Origin of the sequence: uncultured Psychroserpens sp., assembly GCF_947492715.1 — a bacterium.
Classification (GTDB): Bacteria; Bacteroidota; Bacteroidia; order Flavobacteriales; family Flavobacteriaceae; genus Psychroserpens.
Map to the genome: position 1 here is coordinate 756762 of NZ_CANLNS010000001.1, position 15353 is coordinate 772114.

A 15353-nucleotide genomic window follows, 5' to 3' on the forward strand; every position below is an offset into this window, starting at 1 on the left:
CAATAAAATGAAACCTATGACGCTTAATTTTAAACAATTAACATATCTATTCGTATTTATACTTGGTATCAACGAATGTTATTCTCAGCTTGGTTTTTCTCACGAAATAGGTGTCATTGCTGGTCCAGTAGCTTTTCAGTCTGACTTTGGTGTTAGACGAGATTTTGAAACTAATGCTGGAAATACAGGAATTGGTGTTGGTATTGTTCATTATATTAATTTCGCTTACCGAGCAGATTGTAACTGTTATTCTACAGATACCTTTTTTAATGACCATTTTAAGTTACGTAATGAAATCTCTTGGAATAAAACCAATTTAAATCATTTTGGTAAATGGGTTGATGCCTCTAGAACTGGTCCTAATGCAGAGCGACTACGTCGACATTCTGGTGTAGCGCAAAACTTTGATGTTGGTACTCAGTTAGAATTTTTTCCAAAAAGTATTAGATCGTTTCAAGCCTTTAGTTACTCGTTTGCTCCGTTTATAAGTTTAGGTGTACACTTCACATCTTATAACCCAGAAGTTAAAACATCTTATGGTGATGGTAATATTGAAAACATGAATAATTTTTATCAACCATGGGTAAATGCTGCGAACCCAGATACCAACGAAGATCCATTTTTATTTAATGGTAATGATACAACTTGGTCAATGGTTGGAAGCGTTGGTACTCGTTATAAATTAACCGTACTTTCCGATTTGATGATAGATTTAAGATGGCAGTATTATTTTAACAATAAAGTTGACGGTTTAGACCACAATTTGAAATCTAATAAAGCTAACGATTGGCTTGTGTGGTTAAACTTTGGATACATTTATTATTTGAACTAGAAAAACAAACACAATACATCATAAAAAAGACCAAGTTTTACTTGGTCTTTTTTATGATGTATATGCTATTTATTATTATCCAATGGCCTGCTCCAAATCGGCAATTAAGTCTTCTTCATCTTCAATACCAACACTTAATCTAATTAAAGAATCAACAACACCTGTTTTCTCTCGTTCTTCCTTAGGAATACTTGCATGCGTCATACTAGCTGGATGACCTGCTAAAGATTCAACACCGCCAAGGGATTCGGCAAGCGTGAAAATTTTAAGATTTTCAACAATTTTAATAGCCTCTTCATAGTTGTTTCCTTTCGTTGTAAAAGAGACCATGCCTCCAAAATCGTCCATTTGTTCTTTTGCAATCTCATGGTTTGGATGGCTTTCAAAACCAGGCCAATAAACTTTTTCAATTTTTGGATGATTGGCAAGGTATTCTGCTACTGCTTTACCATTCTCACAATGGCGTTGCATTCTAATATGAAGCGTTTTAATACCTCTTAACGCTAGGAAACTATCTTGAGGCCCACAAACAGCTCCACTTGCATTTTGAATAAAATATAAACGTTCAGCAAGATCTTTGTCTTTTACAATTAAAGCTCCCATTACCAAATCACTATGACCTCCCAGATATTTTGTAGCAGAGTGCATAACAATGTCTGCTCCTAAATCTAAAGGTCGTTGTAAATATGGCGTTGCAAAGGTATTATCTACAGCCAGCAGAATATCATTCTTTTTAGCGATTGCTGCCGTTGCTTTGATGTCTATAATATTCATCATTGGGTTTGTTGGTGTTTCTACCCAAATCAATTTTGTGTTTTCATTTACATAATCTCCAATACGTTCGGCATTCTCCATTCCAATAAAGTGAAATTTAATACCTAAGCCCTCAAAAATCTTAGTGAACAAACGATATGTTCCTCCATAAAGATCATTAGTAGATATCACTTCATCACCTGGTTTTAATAGTTTTAAAACGGCATCAATGGCTGCCAATCCAGAACCAAATGCTAAACCATGATTTCCATTTTCTATACTGGCAAATGCATTTTCTAGGGCATTTCTAGTTGGATTATGCGTTCTAGAATATTCGTACCCTTTATGTCCTCCAGGGGTAGATTGAGCATAAGTTGATGTTTGATAAATTGGTGGCATAACACTTCCATAAGCTGGATCATGCTCTTGGCCTCCATGTATTGTTTTCGTATTGAATTTCATTTGCATTATTTCTGTTTTTGAAAGGACTCAGTCGTATCTCAACTAAAATCATTTCAATCTGTTGTAGTATGCAACAAATTTAATGTTTAATTCGTTGTATTCAAATCTATATAATACCTTTATTGAATGTTTAACAGAAACACATAAATTTTGAAAAAAACAGCCCTTTTCCTATATATTTTAACCTTAGTTTGTTCTTGTACAAAAGAAGCCAAACTCAATTTTACTGAACAACATATCGAAACTTCTGAAGTTGCTGAAATATCTATTGTTTATCCAAAAGCAGAAGGTTCTAAAAACCTCATAGATAATATCAACTCACCTATTGAAGATTACATTGTAAATCAAATTAATTTTTCAGAAGACGCTCAAACCAAACTTTCAATTGACGATGCCGTAGCAAAGTTTAATTACGAATTCAAAAACTTCAAAAACGACTTTCCAGATTCGGCTCAACAATGGGAAGCATTGATTGGTGGTGAAGTCACATACCAATCGCCAGAAATTATAACTATTGCAATTAACTCTTATTTAGATACTGGAGGCGCTCATGGTAATACCAACGTGAGGTTTTTTAATTTCGACCCTCAAACTGGGCGCTTATTAACAAAAAAGGATCTTATTTCAAATCTAAGCGCGTTTTCAAAAGAAGTTAAACGTCGATTAGCCGAAGAAATGAAAACAGAAGACAATCCTGATTTTGAAGATTTATTCTTTGGAAAAGATTTTGAATTACCTGAGTCTTTAGGGTATAGTGACGAAGGACTTATTATATTATATAATCCCTATGAAATTGCTTCTTACGCTCAAGGTATTATAGAATTTACTATCCCGTTTGAAACTATTGATTCGTATTTAAAACTCAATTAATCTGAACCTTTTGAAAGGCGTTTAATAACGGGTTCTACTGTTAAACCTTGACCTATTATAGAGAATACAACTATAATATAGGTTACTACTAGAAATAAATCGCGATGCATATCTTGAGTCAAACTTAAGGCTAATGCAATAGATATTCCTCCTCGTAATCCACCCCAAGTCATAATGAGGTTAGTATGTTTTACAAATTGTAACTTTTTATCGAAGAATTTAATAGGTAACCATAGCGAAACATATCTACTCAATAACACCAATGGTACTGCGATTAAACCTGCCAATACGTAGTCAAATTTAAAAGTAAGAATAAGCATCTCCATTCCTATCATAACAAAGAGAATGGTATTCAAAAGGACATCAACCAACTCCCAAAATTTGTCTACATAGGTTTCTGTGATCTCAGACATAGCCGATTGTCGCACTGTGTCATTCCCAACAATTAAACCCGCTGTCGCCATTGCTAAAGGAGCAGACAAATGCCATTGATGAGCCAACAAACTTCCTCCCATTACTGTCGCAATAGTAATAATAACTTCTACTTCATAATCATCAATAGACTTCAATAGTTTATATGTAATGTATCCTAAAATAAGCCCTAAGACAATACCACCAATAACCTCTTGGCCAAACAACTTTGCTATTTCTCCTATTTCAATGGCTGCATTAGGTTTTGCAGCAATCGCAAAAATAGTTAAGAACACAACAACACCTACACCATCATTAAAAAGTGATTCGCCAACAATTTTAGTCTCCAATTTTTTTGGAGCGCCTGCTTTTTTAAGTATCCCAAGAACAGCTATAGGGTCTGTTGGAGAAATTAAAGCCCCAAATAGTAAACAATATATAAATGCTACGTCTAAGCCTAAAAGAAGTAGTAAGTAATATGTTAAAATTCCAACTAAAAACGTAGAAACTAAAACACCTAATGTGGCAAAGACCAAAACTGGCCATCGCTGTATTTTAAGCTGATTAAAATTGGTGTGGAGCGCTCCTGCAAACAAGAGGAAACTTAACATAATATCTAATAACACCGTTTTAAAATCGATTTGAGAAATAAGTTCTTTCTCTCGTAATAAAAGCGTATCATCAAATTGGCCTATAGCAACTACAATTACAGTAAATATGATTGTAATAAGCATCAACCCAATAGTTATTGGTAGCTTTAAAAATTTAACGTTGATGTACCCAAAAAGTGCTGATAAAACGATTAAAATTGATGCTATTGCATAATAATCCATAGGTGTTTAAATTTTCGATAAAAGTAACTAATTTTCTTTTGAAATCAGTTTACTTTGCAAAGCATATAACTAATAAAAAGTCTTGACAACACTCAAGGTTTGTAAATAAGAGCACGATGAAAAAAATATACCATTTAAAAACCTGTAGCACATGTGTTAGGATTATCAAATCTTTGAATTTACCTGATGATGTTATCTTTCAGGATATAAAAACCGAAGCCATAACGGTTAAACAAATTGAAGCGCTCAAAACCTTAGCTGGAAGTTATGAGGCTTTATTTAGTAAGCGTGCGAAACTTTACAAAGAAATGGGGCTAAAAGATCTAAACCTTAGTGAAAAAGATTTCAAACATTACATCTTAGATCATTATACATTTTTAAGCAGGCCAGTCATTGTATTTAACAACAAAATATTTATTGGCAACAGTTCCAAAACTGTAGAAGCGGCTAGAGCCTTTATCCACTCACATGAATAATAGAAAATATGCAATTATAGCATTGTTTATGGTTCAACTATTGTATGGACTTAACTATACTTTTGCAAAAATTGTCATAAACGAAAATTTCGTTAAACCCTTTGCTTTTGTTGTCTTAAGAGTGGGAGGAGCCACTTTACTATTTTGGCTTACTGGGTTGTTTTTAAAACGTGAAAAAATTGACAAAAAAGATTATGGCACTTTTCTTTTAGGTGCGCTATTTGGGGTTGCCATTAACATGTTATTATTTTTAAAAGGATTAGAGTTAACGACACCAATACATGCTTCAGTTATTGTAACCATTACCCCAATAATTATCCTCATTCTGTCTTCTTTTTTCTTATCTGAAAAAATAACCAAACTCAAAGTATTAGGTGTTGTTTTGGGGTTTTGTGGCGGGGTTTTACTCACCTTGTTAGGCAAATCTACTAGAGTTGGAGATAATGTTCCTTTAGGCAACTTGTTTATTTTTATTAATGCAATTTCATATAGTATATATATTATAATTATCAAGAAACTAACATCCAAATACCATCCCTTTACCCTTATAAAATGGTTGTTTTTACTTGGTTTGATATTTGTTTTACCTTTTGGATATGCCGAGACGAAAGAAATTCAATGGCACACATTTACACCTTATGTGTGGCTTTCGGTAGTGTTTGTCGTTGTTGGAGCAACATTTGCAACTTACGTGTTGAATCCGTTTGCCCTTAGATCTCTTAAGGCATCTACTGTTGGTGTTTTCATCTATTTACAACCCGTAATTGCGGGTATATTTGCTATTGTCATGGGTGTAGACGCTATAAGCCCAGTAAAGATAATCGCTATGCTATTGATCTTCTCTGGAGTTTATTTGGTAACCAAAAAACCAAAAGTTTTAGGTTAAGTTTTTAGGAAATTTCCCATGTATTCTAGTATCGGCTTTAGTGAGCGTTTTAAAATGTTTTGTTCTTGGAAATATCTTAGATCTTTTAAGAAGTTGTTCTGGTAAAACCGTCAATTTTCGGGTCTTTAAGTCAATCCACGATCCCAGCATATCACTCGACGCTAGATGTTCACCTTTATGATTGTAAAAATTATGCTCGAATTTAAAAAACATCCCATCGTCACTTAATCCAGATAACTCTAAACTCACCGTAACAGGTTTGCCAATAAATGATTCTTTGAAATAATAAGTGTGTTCATAAAACACGACAGGACCAATATTAAATTTTGAAAGTTCTTCCATTGAAAAACCATATTCAATAAAAAAGCCCATTCTAGTATGACTCATAAAATTGGTGTAGGCAGAATTGGCTAAATGTCCATTTGCGTCTATATCACTCCAGCGAATTTCGAAATCTTTTTTGTACATAGTTTGGTATTAAAACCGTAAAGTTATTGTTTTTTATAATCAACTTATCTCGCTTTACGATTTTCCTTACCTTTGCTCAACTTTTAAAATTTGTTCATGATACAATCAATGACAGGCTATGGGAAATCTGTATTACAGCTCCCAACAAAAAAAATTTCGATTGAAATAAAATCACTCAACAGTAAAAACCTTGATCTTAATGCGCGTATGCCTTCGATGTATCGTGAAAAAGAATTGAGTATAAGAAAGCGTATTGCATCAACACTAGTAAGAGGCAAAGTTGACTTTTCACTTTATATGGAAATTACTGGAGAAGAAACTTCAACGCAAATCAATAAAACAGTTGTTAAACAATATATTAAACAATTAAAAGAAGTTATACATACTGGAGATGAAACCGAATATTTAAAAATGGCTATTCGATTACCAGATGCAGTCACTACAGAACGTGATGAAATTGATGAAAACGAGTGGAAGCAAATTTCTGAAGCGATTGACAGTAGTCTTGAAAAAATTCATCAATATCGTTTAGACGAAGGAAAGAGTCTTGAAACAGATTTCATAAATAGGGTTCAGAACATTTCCGAATTACTAGAGCAAGTCGTTGCCATGGATCCAGATCGTATTGATGGTGTAAGAGAACGTTTAGCAAAAGGAATTTCAGAAATAAAGGAAAAAGTTGATGAAAATCGTTTTGAACAAGAGTTGGTTTATTACATAGAAAAATTTGATATAACTGAAGAGAAAGTTAGATTAAGTAATCACCTTGATTATTTTCAGAAAGCTTTAAAATCGGCTGATTCTAACGGGAAAAAACTTGGATTTATTTCTCAGGAAATGGGAAGAGAAATCAACACTATAGGATCTAAATCTAATCATGCGCCAATGCAAAAATTGGTTGTACAAATGAAAGACGAGCTGGAAAAAATTAAGGAACAATTATTGAATGTTCTATAACAACATTATAAATCACATTTGTGGAAAAAGATAACACCATAAAAAGAGGAAAATTAATAGTTGTTTCGGCACCATCGGGTTCTGGAAAAACGACAATTGTTAGGCACTTATTAAAACAGGAAGAGCTCAATTTAGAATTCTCAATATCGGCAACTTCCAGAGAAAAACGCGGCGAGGAAATTGATGGAAAGGATTACTATTTTCTATCGCTAGCAGATTTCAAGAAAAAGCGTAAAAACAATGAGTTTTTAGAATGGGAAGAAGTGTATCCTGAAAATTACTACGGCACCTTGAACGCAGAGGTAGAACGTATTTGGGCACAAGGAAAACACGTTATTTTTGACATTGACGTTTCGGGTGGTTTAAGAATTAAAGATAAATATCCAGAAGAAACTTTAGCACTTTTTATTAAACCTCCAAATGTAAATGAACTCATTAGAAGACTTAAAGAAAGAGGGGAAGAAAGTAGAGAAAAAATTAATATGCGCATTGCAAAAGCTCCAGTAGAATTGGCAACAGCCCGCTCATTTGACAAAATTGTTGTTAATAAAGATTTAGATAAAGCTTTAGATGACGCCTATGATTTAGTTTCTAATTTTATCAATAACAAGTCATGAAAATAGGCTTATATTTTGGTACATTTAATCCAATTCATATTGGTCATCTTACCATTGCCAATCATTTAGCAGAATATAGCGATTTGGATAAAATATGGTTTGTGGTCACACCCCATAGTCCTTTTAAAAAGAAGAGTTCACTTCTAGATAATCGTCAACGTTTTGAAATGGTTTATCGCGCAACTGAAGACTATATTAAATTAGAACCTAGTGACATAGAATTTAATTTACCACAACCTAATTACACTGTTAATACATTAGCTCACCTTCAAGATAAATATCCTAAACATGAATTCTCATTAATTATGGGTGAGGATAATTTGAAAAGTTTCCACAAATGGAAAAACTATGAACTCATATTAGAGCATCATAACATTTATGTTTACCCTAGAATTTCAGAAGGAAATGTAGACACACAATTTAATGCACACAGAAAAATTCATAAGGTCGATGCTCCTATTATGGAATTATCATCAACTTTTATTCGAAAATCTATTAAAAACGGAAAAAATGTTCGTCCGATGTTACCCAAACATGTATGGGAATATTTGGATGAAATGAATTTTTATAAATAAAGCTAAAAAGGCGTGTTACTGCCGTCATCATCGTCTTCACATTCTGTTAATGTTGTCTCAACAAACATTGCCCAACCATTTCCAGAAAACTCAGTGCCTTCCGCCCAAGCAGTTTCTTCTCCTGTAGGCCCATCTACCTCGGCATGCGCTGCAAAACAAATGTTATCGTCTAAACCTTCTAAACTAATAATATATACAACTTCATATGGCCCTGCTGAATACGGCTCAGTATATTCAAACAGACCAACTTGAGGGTTACCTGCTCCGGTAAGAGGAACCCAATCGTCATCACAATTGCCAATACTCAAATGAGTAGTTCCAATAACCCATTCTCCATCACTAACATATGTTATAATTAAGTTGTCTCCATCAACATCCAAAGTAACTGATCCCGCAACATGATGTTGACCAGCCATTAATGTCGTCGAAAAACAAGGTTCATCTGAATTCGTAGTTATCGATTCAGGATTCACAGAATTATCGATAATTTCATTTTCTGTACATCCAAAAACACATAAAAAAACTAAAAAAGTAAGTAGGTTCAATCGTTTCATTTCAAAAATTATTTTGGGGTTCAATAATTTAAATCTATAAATTAAACCGATTAAGTTTCTTTTTTTTAGATAAAATACTCAAAATATTATGTATATGAAGTTTTTTCCTACAATTAAATGTTTTTGATGGATTAATTTTTGAAAAAAATAATGTTTAGCATAATATTATTTCAATAACTTCGTTAACATCATATAATGATGTTATAAACTTGCTGAAAAAAAATTTTATACATCAAAAAAAATTAGCTATTTTTATTGTCAAATTTTAAATCCCGCATGAGTTACACGCTTATTATAGGTTTTTCCCTTTTAGCTGTCTTATTATATAAGATTTATGATTGTGTTACGAGAAATAATCTCACTAAATTGGGACGGATTAAATTTGGCATTTCGGCAACATTAATTGTTGCTTTTATTGCAACTGGTTATTTTCTTACCTATCCAGATTCGTTATATTGGTTTATTTTTTCGGCAGTAATTATTCTTTCATTGAGTCTGTCGTCTACTTTAGTTAGAAATGAAGTTAAACATTTTATGAAACTAAGTGCCAAGGACAAAATTATTAATACCTGTTACTACGTATTAGTATTAGTATCTCTTAATATTATTTTCTAGAAATGATAAAAGGCATTTTTTAAATGCTCAATGCTATAGTCTTCTCCTTTTTTTACAATGGCAATGATATCAAATCTAACTTCAACATCAAGATTGTTTGTCATTATAAATACATCAACAGCTTTTATAATGCGTTGAATTTGTTTCTGTTTTAAAAAATCTTGAGGGTTTCCAAAATCTATCGAAGATCGTGTTTTTACTTCTACAACAGCCAAAACATCTGCTTTTTGTGCTATAATATCTACTTCTGCTTTTTGATAGATATAATTTTGAGCCACAATCTTGTAATCATTTTTCAATAAAAAATTAACAGCTAGCTGTTCGCCTTTTTTTCCTAATTCATTATGATTGGCCATACTACTAATACTTATAATGCTTATCTATATAGGCAATAGCTTCGTCTTGAGATAATACTGCAAACTTCTTATAGCGATTATGAACATCTACAATTTCATCTAGAGCATGTTGCACTAGTTCCTTATTTTTCCATGTGTTTAAGTGCTCAACAACGGTTTTTAAACAACCGTTCTTATAAGCAATTTGGCCAAGCACATGCACCAAAGTTTCAGAGACACGACGTGTTTCATCAAACTCTAGCACTTTTAATAATGGTAAAACATCTTGCGGATGCGTTCGCCCACGAAGTTCTATACCATGGCAAATCTCTCGCCTTATCTCCTTATCGGGATGTTCAAGATATGACTTAGACCAAGTTAAAACGGGTTCTGGATTTTTTTCTCCCATTTTTTTTATAGACCCTATCACTGCATTTCTTACACGATGATGCTTATCAAATAAGCCTGTATCCATAAAAACCTGAATCTTATCAAAATGAAATTTTCCAATCTCGCCAGCAGCATTGATTACGGTTTGTCGTATCAATTCATCCTCAGACGTCATCAATACCTTTAACACTGAAAAAATAGTGTTCTGTAACTGAGGTTGTGCATAAAAAATCTTACCAATGGCTAGATATCCTGTTTTACGAACATAGGTGTCATCATTGGAAAAACACCTAACAATACGTTCTGTTTCGGCTTGAGATAAGTCTTGAGCTATCTCTTGGTTAATTTCTGCAACAAGTGCGTCACGCTCTGGTTTGGATAGGTCGTAAAATGCCATCTTACTCTCTAATTTTAACCAAAGTTTTATCGCCTGCTACATTTAACTCAATCTCCTTTCCTAGAATTAAAGCATAATTATTTTTTTCATGACCAGCCGGCATCCCAAAGGCAATTGGGAAGTCATACTCTGATAATGCATCTAAAATGAGTTGCTCTACAGACGTTCCCCAAGGCGTTGTATTTTTTCTCATTTTACTCATGTCTCCTACTAACAATCCAGCACAATGATCAAAATAACCTGCTCTTTTTAAACTTTGTAGCATGCGGTCAATATGGTATTTATATTCACCTATTTCTTCAATAAATAAAATTTTTCCTGTGGTATCTATACTCGTGTCAGAACCTAACATAGTATGCAGGATCGTTAAATTCCCTCCTACTAATTGCCCTTTAGCATTTCCTAATTTGTTATACGTTGAATAATCTAAATCATAACCCAACGGTTTTCCAAATAAAGCAGATTTAAACGTCTCTATTGTATATTCTATATCATTTAAATCTTTGGTAAGACTAACACACATTAGTGCATGAATTGTTTGAAAACCTTCATTGTGAAATTGATTATGTAAGGCCGTAATATCACTATAACCAATAAGCCACTTCGGGTTTTGTTTAAACTTGGTATAATCTAATTTATCTAATATTCTAACTGTTCCGTAACCGCCCCTTGCACACCAAATTGCACTTATTTTTGGATCGTCTAGGGCCTTTTGAAAATCTTCACAACGTTCCTCATCGGTACCTGCAAAATGGTCATCTTTGCTAAAGACATGCTTTCCAACTACAGCATGTAATCCCCAACTTTTAAGCAAAGTTACTGCTTGAGCAACCTCATCGTTTCTGTTTTTTAATATTCCTGAAGGTGCAACAATGGCAACAGTGTCTCCAGCTTTAAGGTATGGTGGTTGTATCAAAACAGTTTGTTTTTGTTGTTCAGATTGCTCTTGTGCTGTTACATTTCCGAAAAAAAAAACCAGACAACTCAAGAGTAAAACATAGCGTATTTTAGACATATTGTAAATGTACATTTTTTTTTACACGTTTAAATTTAATAATTCTTATAGCATAAATGAATTATAAAATTAAGAACGTGTATTGTGATGGTGTTCTCAGATTTAAAATCTGAATATTTCTTCCTAAAAACTATATCAAAATATATAAATCCTTGTTTCAATATCCCTTGCAAAATGCGTACTTTTGTGCCTTGTTAAAACGAATTTAAGATGTCTAAACGATATACTATTACTGCTGCTTTACCTTACACAAACGGTCCAATACACATTGGGCATTTGGCTGGTGTTTATGTGCCTGCAGATATTTACGCACGCTTTAAGCGATTAACTGGAAATGACGTGGCCTTCATTTGTGGAAGCGACGAACATGGTGTACCTATTACTATTAAAGCAAAAAAAGAAGGTGTGACACCTCAGGATATCGTTGATAAATACCATGCGATTATCAAGACATCGTTTGAAGATTTCGGGATTACATTTGACAATTACTCGCGTACCTCAGCGCAAATTCATCACGACACAGCATCAGAGTTTTTTAAAACTTTGTATGATAAACACGAATTTGTTGAAGAAGTCACAGAGCAGTTATACGATGAAGAAGCTAATCAGTTTTTAGCCGATAGATTTGTGACAGGAACGTGTCCGAAATGTGGAAACGAAGAAGCCTATGGCGATCAATGTGAAAATTGTGGTTCGAGCTTAAACGCAACAGACCTTATTAATCCGAAATCGGCAATCACAGGAAATGTGCCTACATTAAAAGAAACCAAGCACTGGTTTTTACCACTTAATAAGCATGAAAACTTCTTAAGAGAATGGATTTTAAATGGACATAAAAAAGATTGGAAGCCTAATGTTTACGGACAAGTAAAATCGTGGATTGATGATGGTTTAAGACCAAGAGCTGTAACACGCGATTTAGATTGGGGAATTCCTGTTCCGGTTCCTGGAGGCGAGGGTAAAGTACTTTATGTTTGGTTTGATGCGCCAATAGGTTACATCTCGGCCACCAAAGAATGGGCCGCTAAAGAAGGTAAAGATTGGGAGCCATATTGGAAAGACAAAGACACCAAACTCGTTCATTTTATAGGTAAAGACAATATTGTATTTCACTGCATTATTTTTCCGTCTATGCTCAAAGCTGAAGGGTCATATATTTTACCAGATAATGTGCCAGCAAATGAATTTTTAAACCTGGAAGGCAACAAATTATCAACCTCAAAAAATTGGGCTGTATGGTTGCCAGACTATTTAAACGATTTTCCAAATCAGCAGGATGTATTGCGTTATGCGCTAACTGCTAATGCTCCTGAAAGTAAGGATAATGATTTTACATGGAAAGATTTTCAGGCAAGAAATAATAATGAATTGGTAGCCATCTTCGGAAATTTTATAAATCGAGTTGTAGTGCTTACCAACAAATATTATGATGGTATTGTTCCTGAAGCCTCAGAATTTTCAGAAGTTGATACAGAAACCTTAGCGGCAGTAAAAGCTTATCCATCGGTTATTGAAAGCTCTATTGAACGTTATAGATTTAGAGAAGCTAGTCAAGAATTAATGAATTTGGCGCGTTTAGGGAATAAATATTTGGCTGATGAAGAGCCTTGGAAATTGGTGAAAACTGATGAAGACAGAACCAAAACAATTATGTTTGTCGCTCTTCAAATTGCTAGTGCGTTAGCTACTTTGAGCGAACCGTTTTTACCGTTTACTTCAGAAAAGTTAAAACGTATTTTAGATACTAATGCCAACACGTGGGCCGATATTTCAACTAAAGATATCTTACTGCCTTCTCATCATCAAATTGGAAAAGGCGAGTTATTGTTTTCTAAAATTGAAGACAAAACCATCCAAGAGCAATTAGATAAATTAGAAGCTAGCAAAAAGGCAAATGAGGCAGCCAATAAAGAAGTGGAGCCTCAAAAAGAGACGATCACATTTGATGATTTCACAAAACTAGACATGCGTGTTGGAACTATTCTTGAGGCCGAAAAAATGCCAAAAACTAAAAAGCTCCTCATTTTAAAAGTAGATACAGGCATTGACACAAGAACTATTGTATCTGGTATTGCTGAAAGTTTCACTCCAGAAGAAGTTGTAGGAAAACAAGTGACTGTTTTAGTGAACTTAGCACCAAGAGCTTTGCGTGGTGTAGAAAGTGAAGGTATGATTTTAATGACCGAAACTCCTGAAGGTAAATTAGTATTTGTTAATCCAGATACGACTGTAAATAGTGGGTTGCAGATAAGTTAAGAGCTTATTTCACAATTAATTTTTTTATTTCTTGTTTGTCATTTTTATCTACGGCTTTCAAAAAGTAAATCCCACTTTCTAGTTGAGAGACATCCATTCTAATAATACTTTTATTAAATTGGTATGAGGCCACACTTTTACCTAAGGCGTCGATAATTTCAATACTTTTTATTTTGTGAGTTCCTATGATAAACAGGTCATTCTCTACAGGATTGGGGTGGCATTTAAACACTTCTGTTTTTTCAATTATTGGTGTTTTGGAGGATAATTCAATCTTTTTGTCTTGAGCGTATAGGGTGTGACAACTCATTATAATGATAAAAACAAAACGTATATATTTCATGATGCTAGAACTTAGTGATTGATGAGTTGGACTATCAATAACGGTTTAAATAGCATTTAATTATGACATTGTGATTAAAAGACAAAACAAATAATGCCAATGGCTATACTCATTATGCATAACCATAGGAATACAATTAAAGGCACGCTCGTCTTTATTTCTGGTAATTTTTGATTTATATCTTTATTTTCCACAATTAAGAAATTTTAAAAATCAAAGAAGGATTTCAATACATAAAACCCCTCTCTGATTAAAGTAATCGCTATCAACCATCTTTATTAAGCAACTACGTTTTTATTTTGTTTTCAAAAAAAGCAACATCGAAAGTTTAAACTCTTATGAAATTAGTATTTCATTACTACATAATTGTCTCTTAAAACTTTAACTGTAAACTAACGACATTGCTACTTCTTAGAAGGTTTTGACAAACCATAATAGGACAATCCTTGAATAGGGTATAGTTTTTCTTTTTCGAACGAATCGAACTCATAGTTATCAAAGCCCACACTATAAACTTTGTTTTTAGGGTCTTTAGGTGATTTGAGTTGAATTGTAATATGGCTTGGCAAATAGGTTCCTATAGTTGTTTTTGTTCTCTCATATCGTGCTGTAGCATGTTGCAATCCTTTAGGCATTGGCAAGAAGAAGTCGTTAATAGTAACTTCCAAGAGGTCAATGAATTTTGTTTCTGGGTTAACATACACCAATAACCTATCATATGTTTTATTAGGAGCTTCACTACCCCAAGTGACATAAACGGTATCATAGTTTATGTTATCAATTTCTTTTTGTCCTGCATATTTTACAATTTCGGCTTTAGGAAGATGCATTGGAGCCTCCATCAAATAGTGATACGTGGCTAATCCCCAAATATAGCGACCACATTCATGACGTTTTAAATAATCGCTATTTGTCTCTGCCTTATAACCTGTCCAAGATTGAACGCCTTGTATCGTTCCCTTTTTTCGTCCCTCAAGGTATGTTAACTGACCATCAAAACTATTAGTTGCCAGTTTGAGTAGTAATTCCTTGTTGTTATTTCCAGGAAATGTATTCATAGGCATTAATAGCCAAATGCCTTTCCAATTGAATTTAGCATTAACTTGATACACTTGAGTATGCTCAAGTTTGTCATATCCCATTGCCAATTTAGCTTCACTTAGTAGATCTCGCCCTTTAGTTTCGGCATTTTCTATGGATTGAGATTTAAGTGCCTCTGATCTTAAGTCTACTGTTTTACAAGATTGCAAAAAAACAATGAGTAATAATAGAGCAAATGCCCTTTGGTAATATTTCATAATAAATTAT

General features: G+C 33.6%; 18 protein-coding genes. 9 read left to right on the plus strand and 9 right to left on the minus strand.

The annotated features are described in order from the left end of the window. The first annotated feature begins 16 nt into the window (after window positions 1–16). A complete protein-coding gene (locus Q0787_RS03455) occupies window positions 17–832 on the plus strand; it encodes a glutamate dehydrogenase (protein ID WP_298900834.1) in 816 nt (271 codons plus the stop codon). Between the two features lie 75 nt (window positions 833–907). Here the strand turns inward: Q0787_RS03455 and Q0787_RS03460 are convergent, their stop codons facing one another. Then, window positions 908–2053 carry a cystathionine gamma-synthase gene (locus Q0787_RS03460; protein ID WP_298900835.1) on the minus strand — a complete coding sequence of 382 codons (1146 nt, stop codon included), beginning with the start codon at window positions 2051–2053 and terminating at the stop codon, window positions 908–910. A gap of 144 nt (window positions 2054–2197) precedes the next feature. On the opposite strand from Q0787_RS03460, the gene Q0787_RS03465 reads away from it, so the two are divergent. Continuing rightward, complete coding sequence (locus tag Q0787_RS03465; RefSeq protein WP_298900836.1) at window positions 2198–2917, plus strand: DUF3298 and DUF4163 domain-containing protein; 720 nt, start codon at window positions 2198–2200, stop codon at window positions 2915–2917. Here the strand turns inward: Q0787_RS03465 and Q0787_RS03470 are convergent. Further along, window positions 2914–4161, minus strand: coding sequence for a sodium:proton antiporter (locus Q0787_RS03470; protein WP_298900837.1), 1248 nt, complete (start codon window positions 4159–4161; stop codon window positions 2914–2916). The genes Q0787_RS03465 and Q0787_RS03470 overlap by 4 nt on opposite strands. A gap of 116 nt (window positions 4162–4277) precedes the next feature. Here Q0787_RS03470 and Q0787_RS03475 point away from each other — a divergent pair, with 116 nt between their 5' ends. Then, entirely contained in the window at window positions 4278–4637 is a 360-nt protein-coding gene (locus tag Q0787_RS03475; protein ID WP_298900838.1) for an arsenate reductase family protein, read from the plus strand. Beyond that, window positions 4630–5523 carry a DMT family transporter gene (locus Q0787_RS03480; protein ID WP_298900840.1) on the plus strand — a complete coding sequence of 298 codons (894 nt, stop codon included), beginning with the start codon at window positions 4630–4632 and terminating at the stop codon, window positions 5521–5523. The genes Q0787_RS03475 and Q0787_RS03480 overlap by 8 nt, the downstream gene beginning before the upstream one ends. Here Q0787_RS03480 and Q0787_RS03485 read toward each other — a convergent pair. Next, window positions 5515–5991 (minus strand): thioesterase family protein, encoded by a 477-nt coding sequence (locus tag Q0787_RS03485; RefSeq protein ID WP_298900841.1) that lies wholly within the window; start codon window positions 5989–5991, stop codon window positions 5515–5517. The two genes, Q0787_RS03480 and Q0787_RS03485, sit on opposite strands and share 9 nt — an antisense overlap. Before the next feature lie 96 nt (window positions 5992–6087). On the opposite strand from Q0787_RS03485, the gene Q0787_RS03490 reads away from it, so the two are divergent. From Q0787_RS03490 to nadD, 3 genes are read left to right on the plus strand one after another with little or no spacing between them, the layout of a single operon-like run. Continuing rightward, window positions 6088–6948, plus strand: coding sequence for a YicC/YloC family endoribonuclease (locus Q0787_RS03490; protein WP_298900843.1), 861 nt, complete (start codon window positions 6088–6090; stop codon window positions 6946–6948). A 38-nt stretch (window positions 6949–6986) separates the two neighbouring features. Next, the gene (gmk, locus tag Q0787_RS03495) at window positions 6987–7565 is read left to right on the plus strand and encodes a guanylate kinase (RefSeq protein ID WP_298901519.1); all 579 of its coding nucleotides are present in this window, start codon (window positions 6987–6989) and stop codon (window positions 7563–7565) included. Then, window positions 7562–8140, plus strand: a complete 579-nt coding sequence (gene nadD / locus Q0787_RS03500; protein WP_298900844.1) for a nicotinate (nicotinamide) nucleotide adenylyltransferase — start codon at window positions 7562–7564, stop codon at window positions 8138–8140. Before gmk ends, nadD begins: the two co-directional genes overlap by 4 nt. A gap of 2 nt (window positions 8141–8142) precedes the next feature. Here nadD and Q0787_RS03505 read toward each other — a convergent pair whose 3' ends face one another. Beyond that, the gene (locus Q0787_RS03505; RefSeq protein ID WP_298900845.1) at window positions 8143–8694 is read right to left on the minus strand and encodes a hypothetical protein; all 552 of its coding nucleotides are present in this window, start codon (window positions 8692–8694) and stop codon (window positions 8143–8145) included. Window positions 8695–8970: 276 nt separating this feature from the next. Here Q0787_RS03505 and Q0787_RS03510 point away from each other — a divergent pair, with 276 nt between their 5' ends. Further along, window positions 8971–9309 carry a hypothetical protein gene (locus tag Q0787_RS03510; protein WP_298900846.1) on the plus strand — a complete coding sequence of 113 codons (339 nt, stop codon included), beginning with the start codon at window positions 8971–8973 and terminating at the stop codon, window positions 9307–9309. On the opposite strand, the gene Q0787_RS03515 is transcribed toward Q0787_RS03510, so the two are convergent. The 3 genes from Q0787_RS03515 to Q0787_RS03525 are packed head-to-tail and all read right to left on the minus strand — an operon-like array spanning window position 9306 to window position 11446. After that, entirely contained in the window at window positions 9306–9665 is a 360-nt protein-coding gene (locus Q0787_RS03515) for a YraN family protein (protein ID WP_298900847.1), read from the minus strand. The two genes, Q0787_RS03510 and Q0787_RS03515, sit on opposite strands and share 4 nt — an antisense overlap. Before the next feature lie 4 nt (window positions 9666–9669). After that, window positions 9670–10431, minus strand: coding sequence for a HEAT repeat domain-containing protein (locus Q0787_RS03520; RefSeq protein WP_298900848.1), 762 nt, complete (start codon window positions 10429–10431; stop codon window positions 9670–9672). A gap of 1 nt (window position 10432) precedes the next feature. Beyond that, window positions 10433–11446: an LD-carboxypeptidase gene (locus tag Q0787_RS03525; RefSeq protein ID WP_298900849.1), complete on the minus strand. Its 1014-nt coding sequence runs from the start codon at window positions 11444–11446 to the stop codon at window positions 10433–10435. Between the two features lie 210 nt (window positions 11447–11656). On the opposite strand from Q0787_RS03525, the gene metG reads away from it, so the two are divergent. Next, complete coding sequence (gene metG / locus Q0787_RS03530; protein ID WP_298900850.1) at window positions 11657–13702, plus strand: methionine--tRNA ligase; 2046 nt, start codon at window positions 11657–11659, stop codon at window positions 13700–13702. A 4-nt stretch (window positions 13703–13706) separates the two neighbouring features. Here the strand turns inward: metG and Q0787_RS03535 are convergent, their stop codons facing one another. Together Q0787_RS03535 and Q0787_RS03540 are read right to left on the minus strand one after the other, a co-directional pair. Further along, complete coding sequence (locus tag Q0787_RS03535) at window positions 13707–14045, minus strand: T9SS type A sorting domain-containing protein (protein WP_298900851.1); 339 nt, start codon at window positions 14043–14045, stop codon at window positions 13707–13709. A 404-nt stretch (window positions 14046–14449) separates the two neighbouring features. Beyond that, a complete protein-coding gene (locus Q0787_RS03540; protein ID WP_298900852.1) occupies window positions 14450–15343 on the minus strand; it encodes a hypothetical protein in 894 nt (297 codons plus the stop codon). Window positions 15344–15353: the final 10 nt, after the last annotated feature.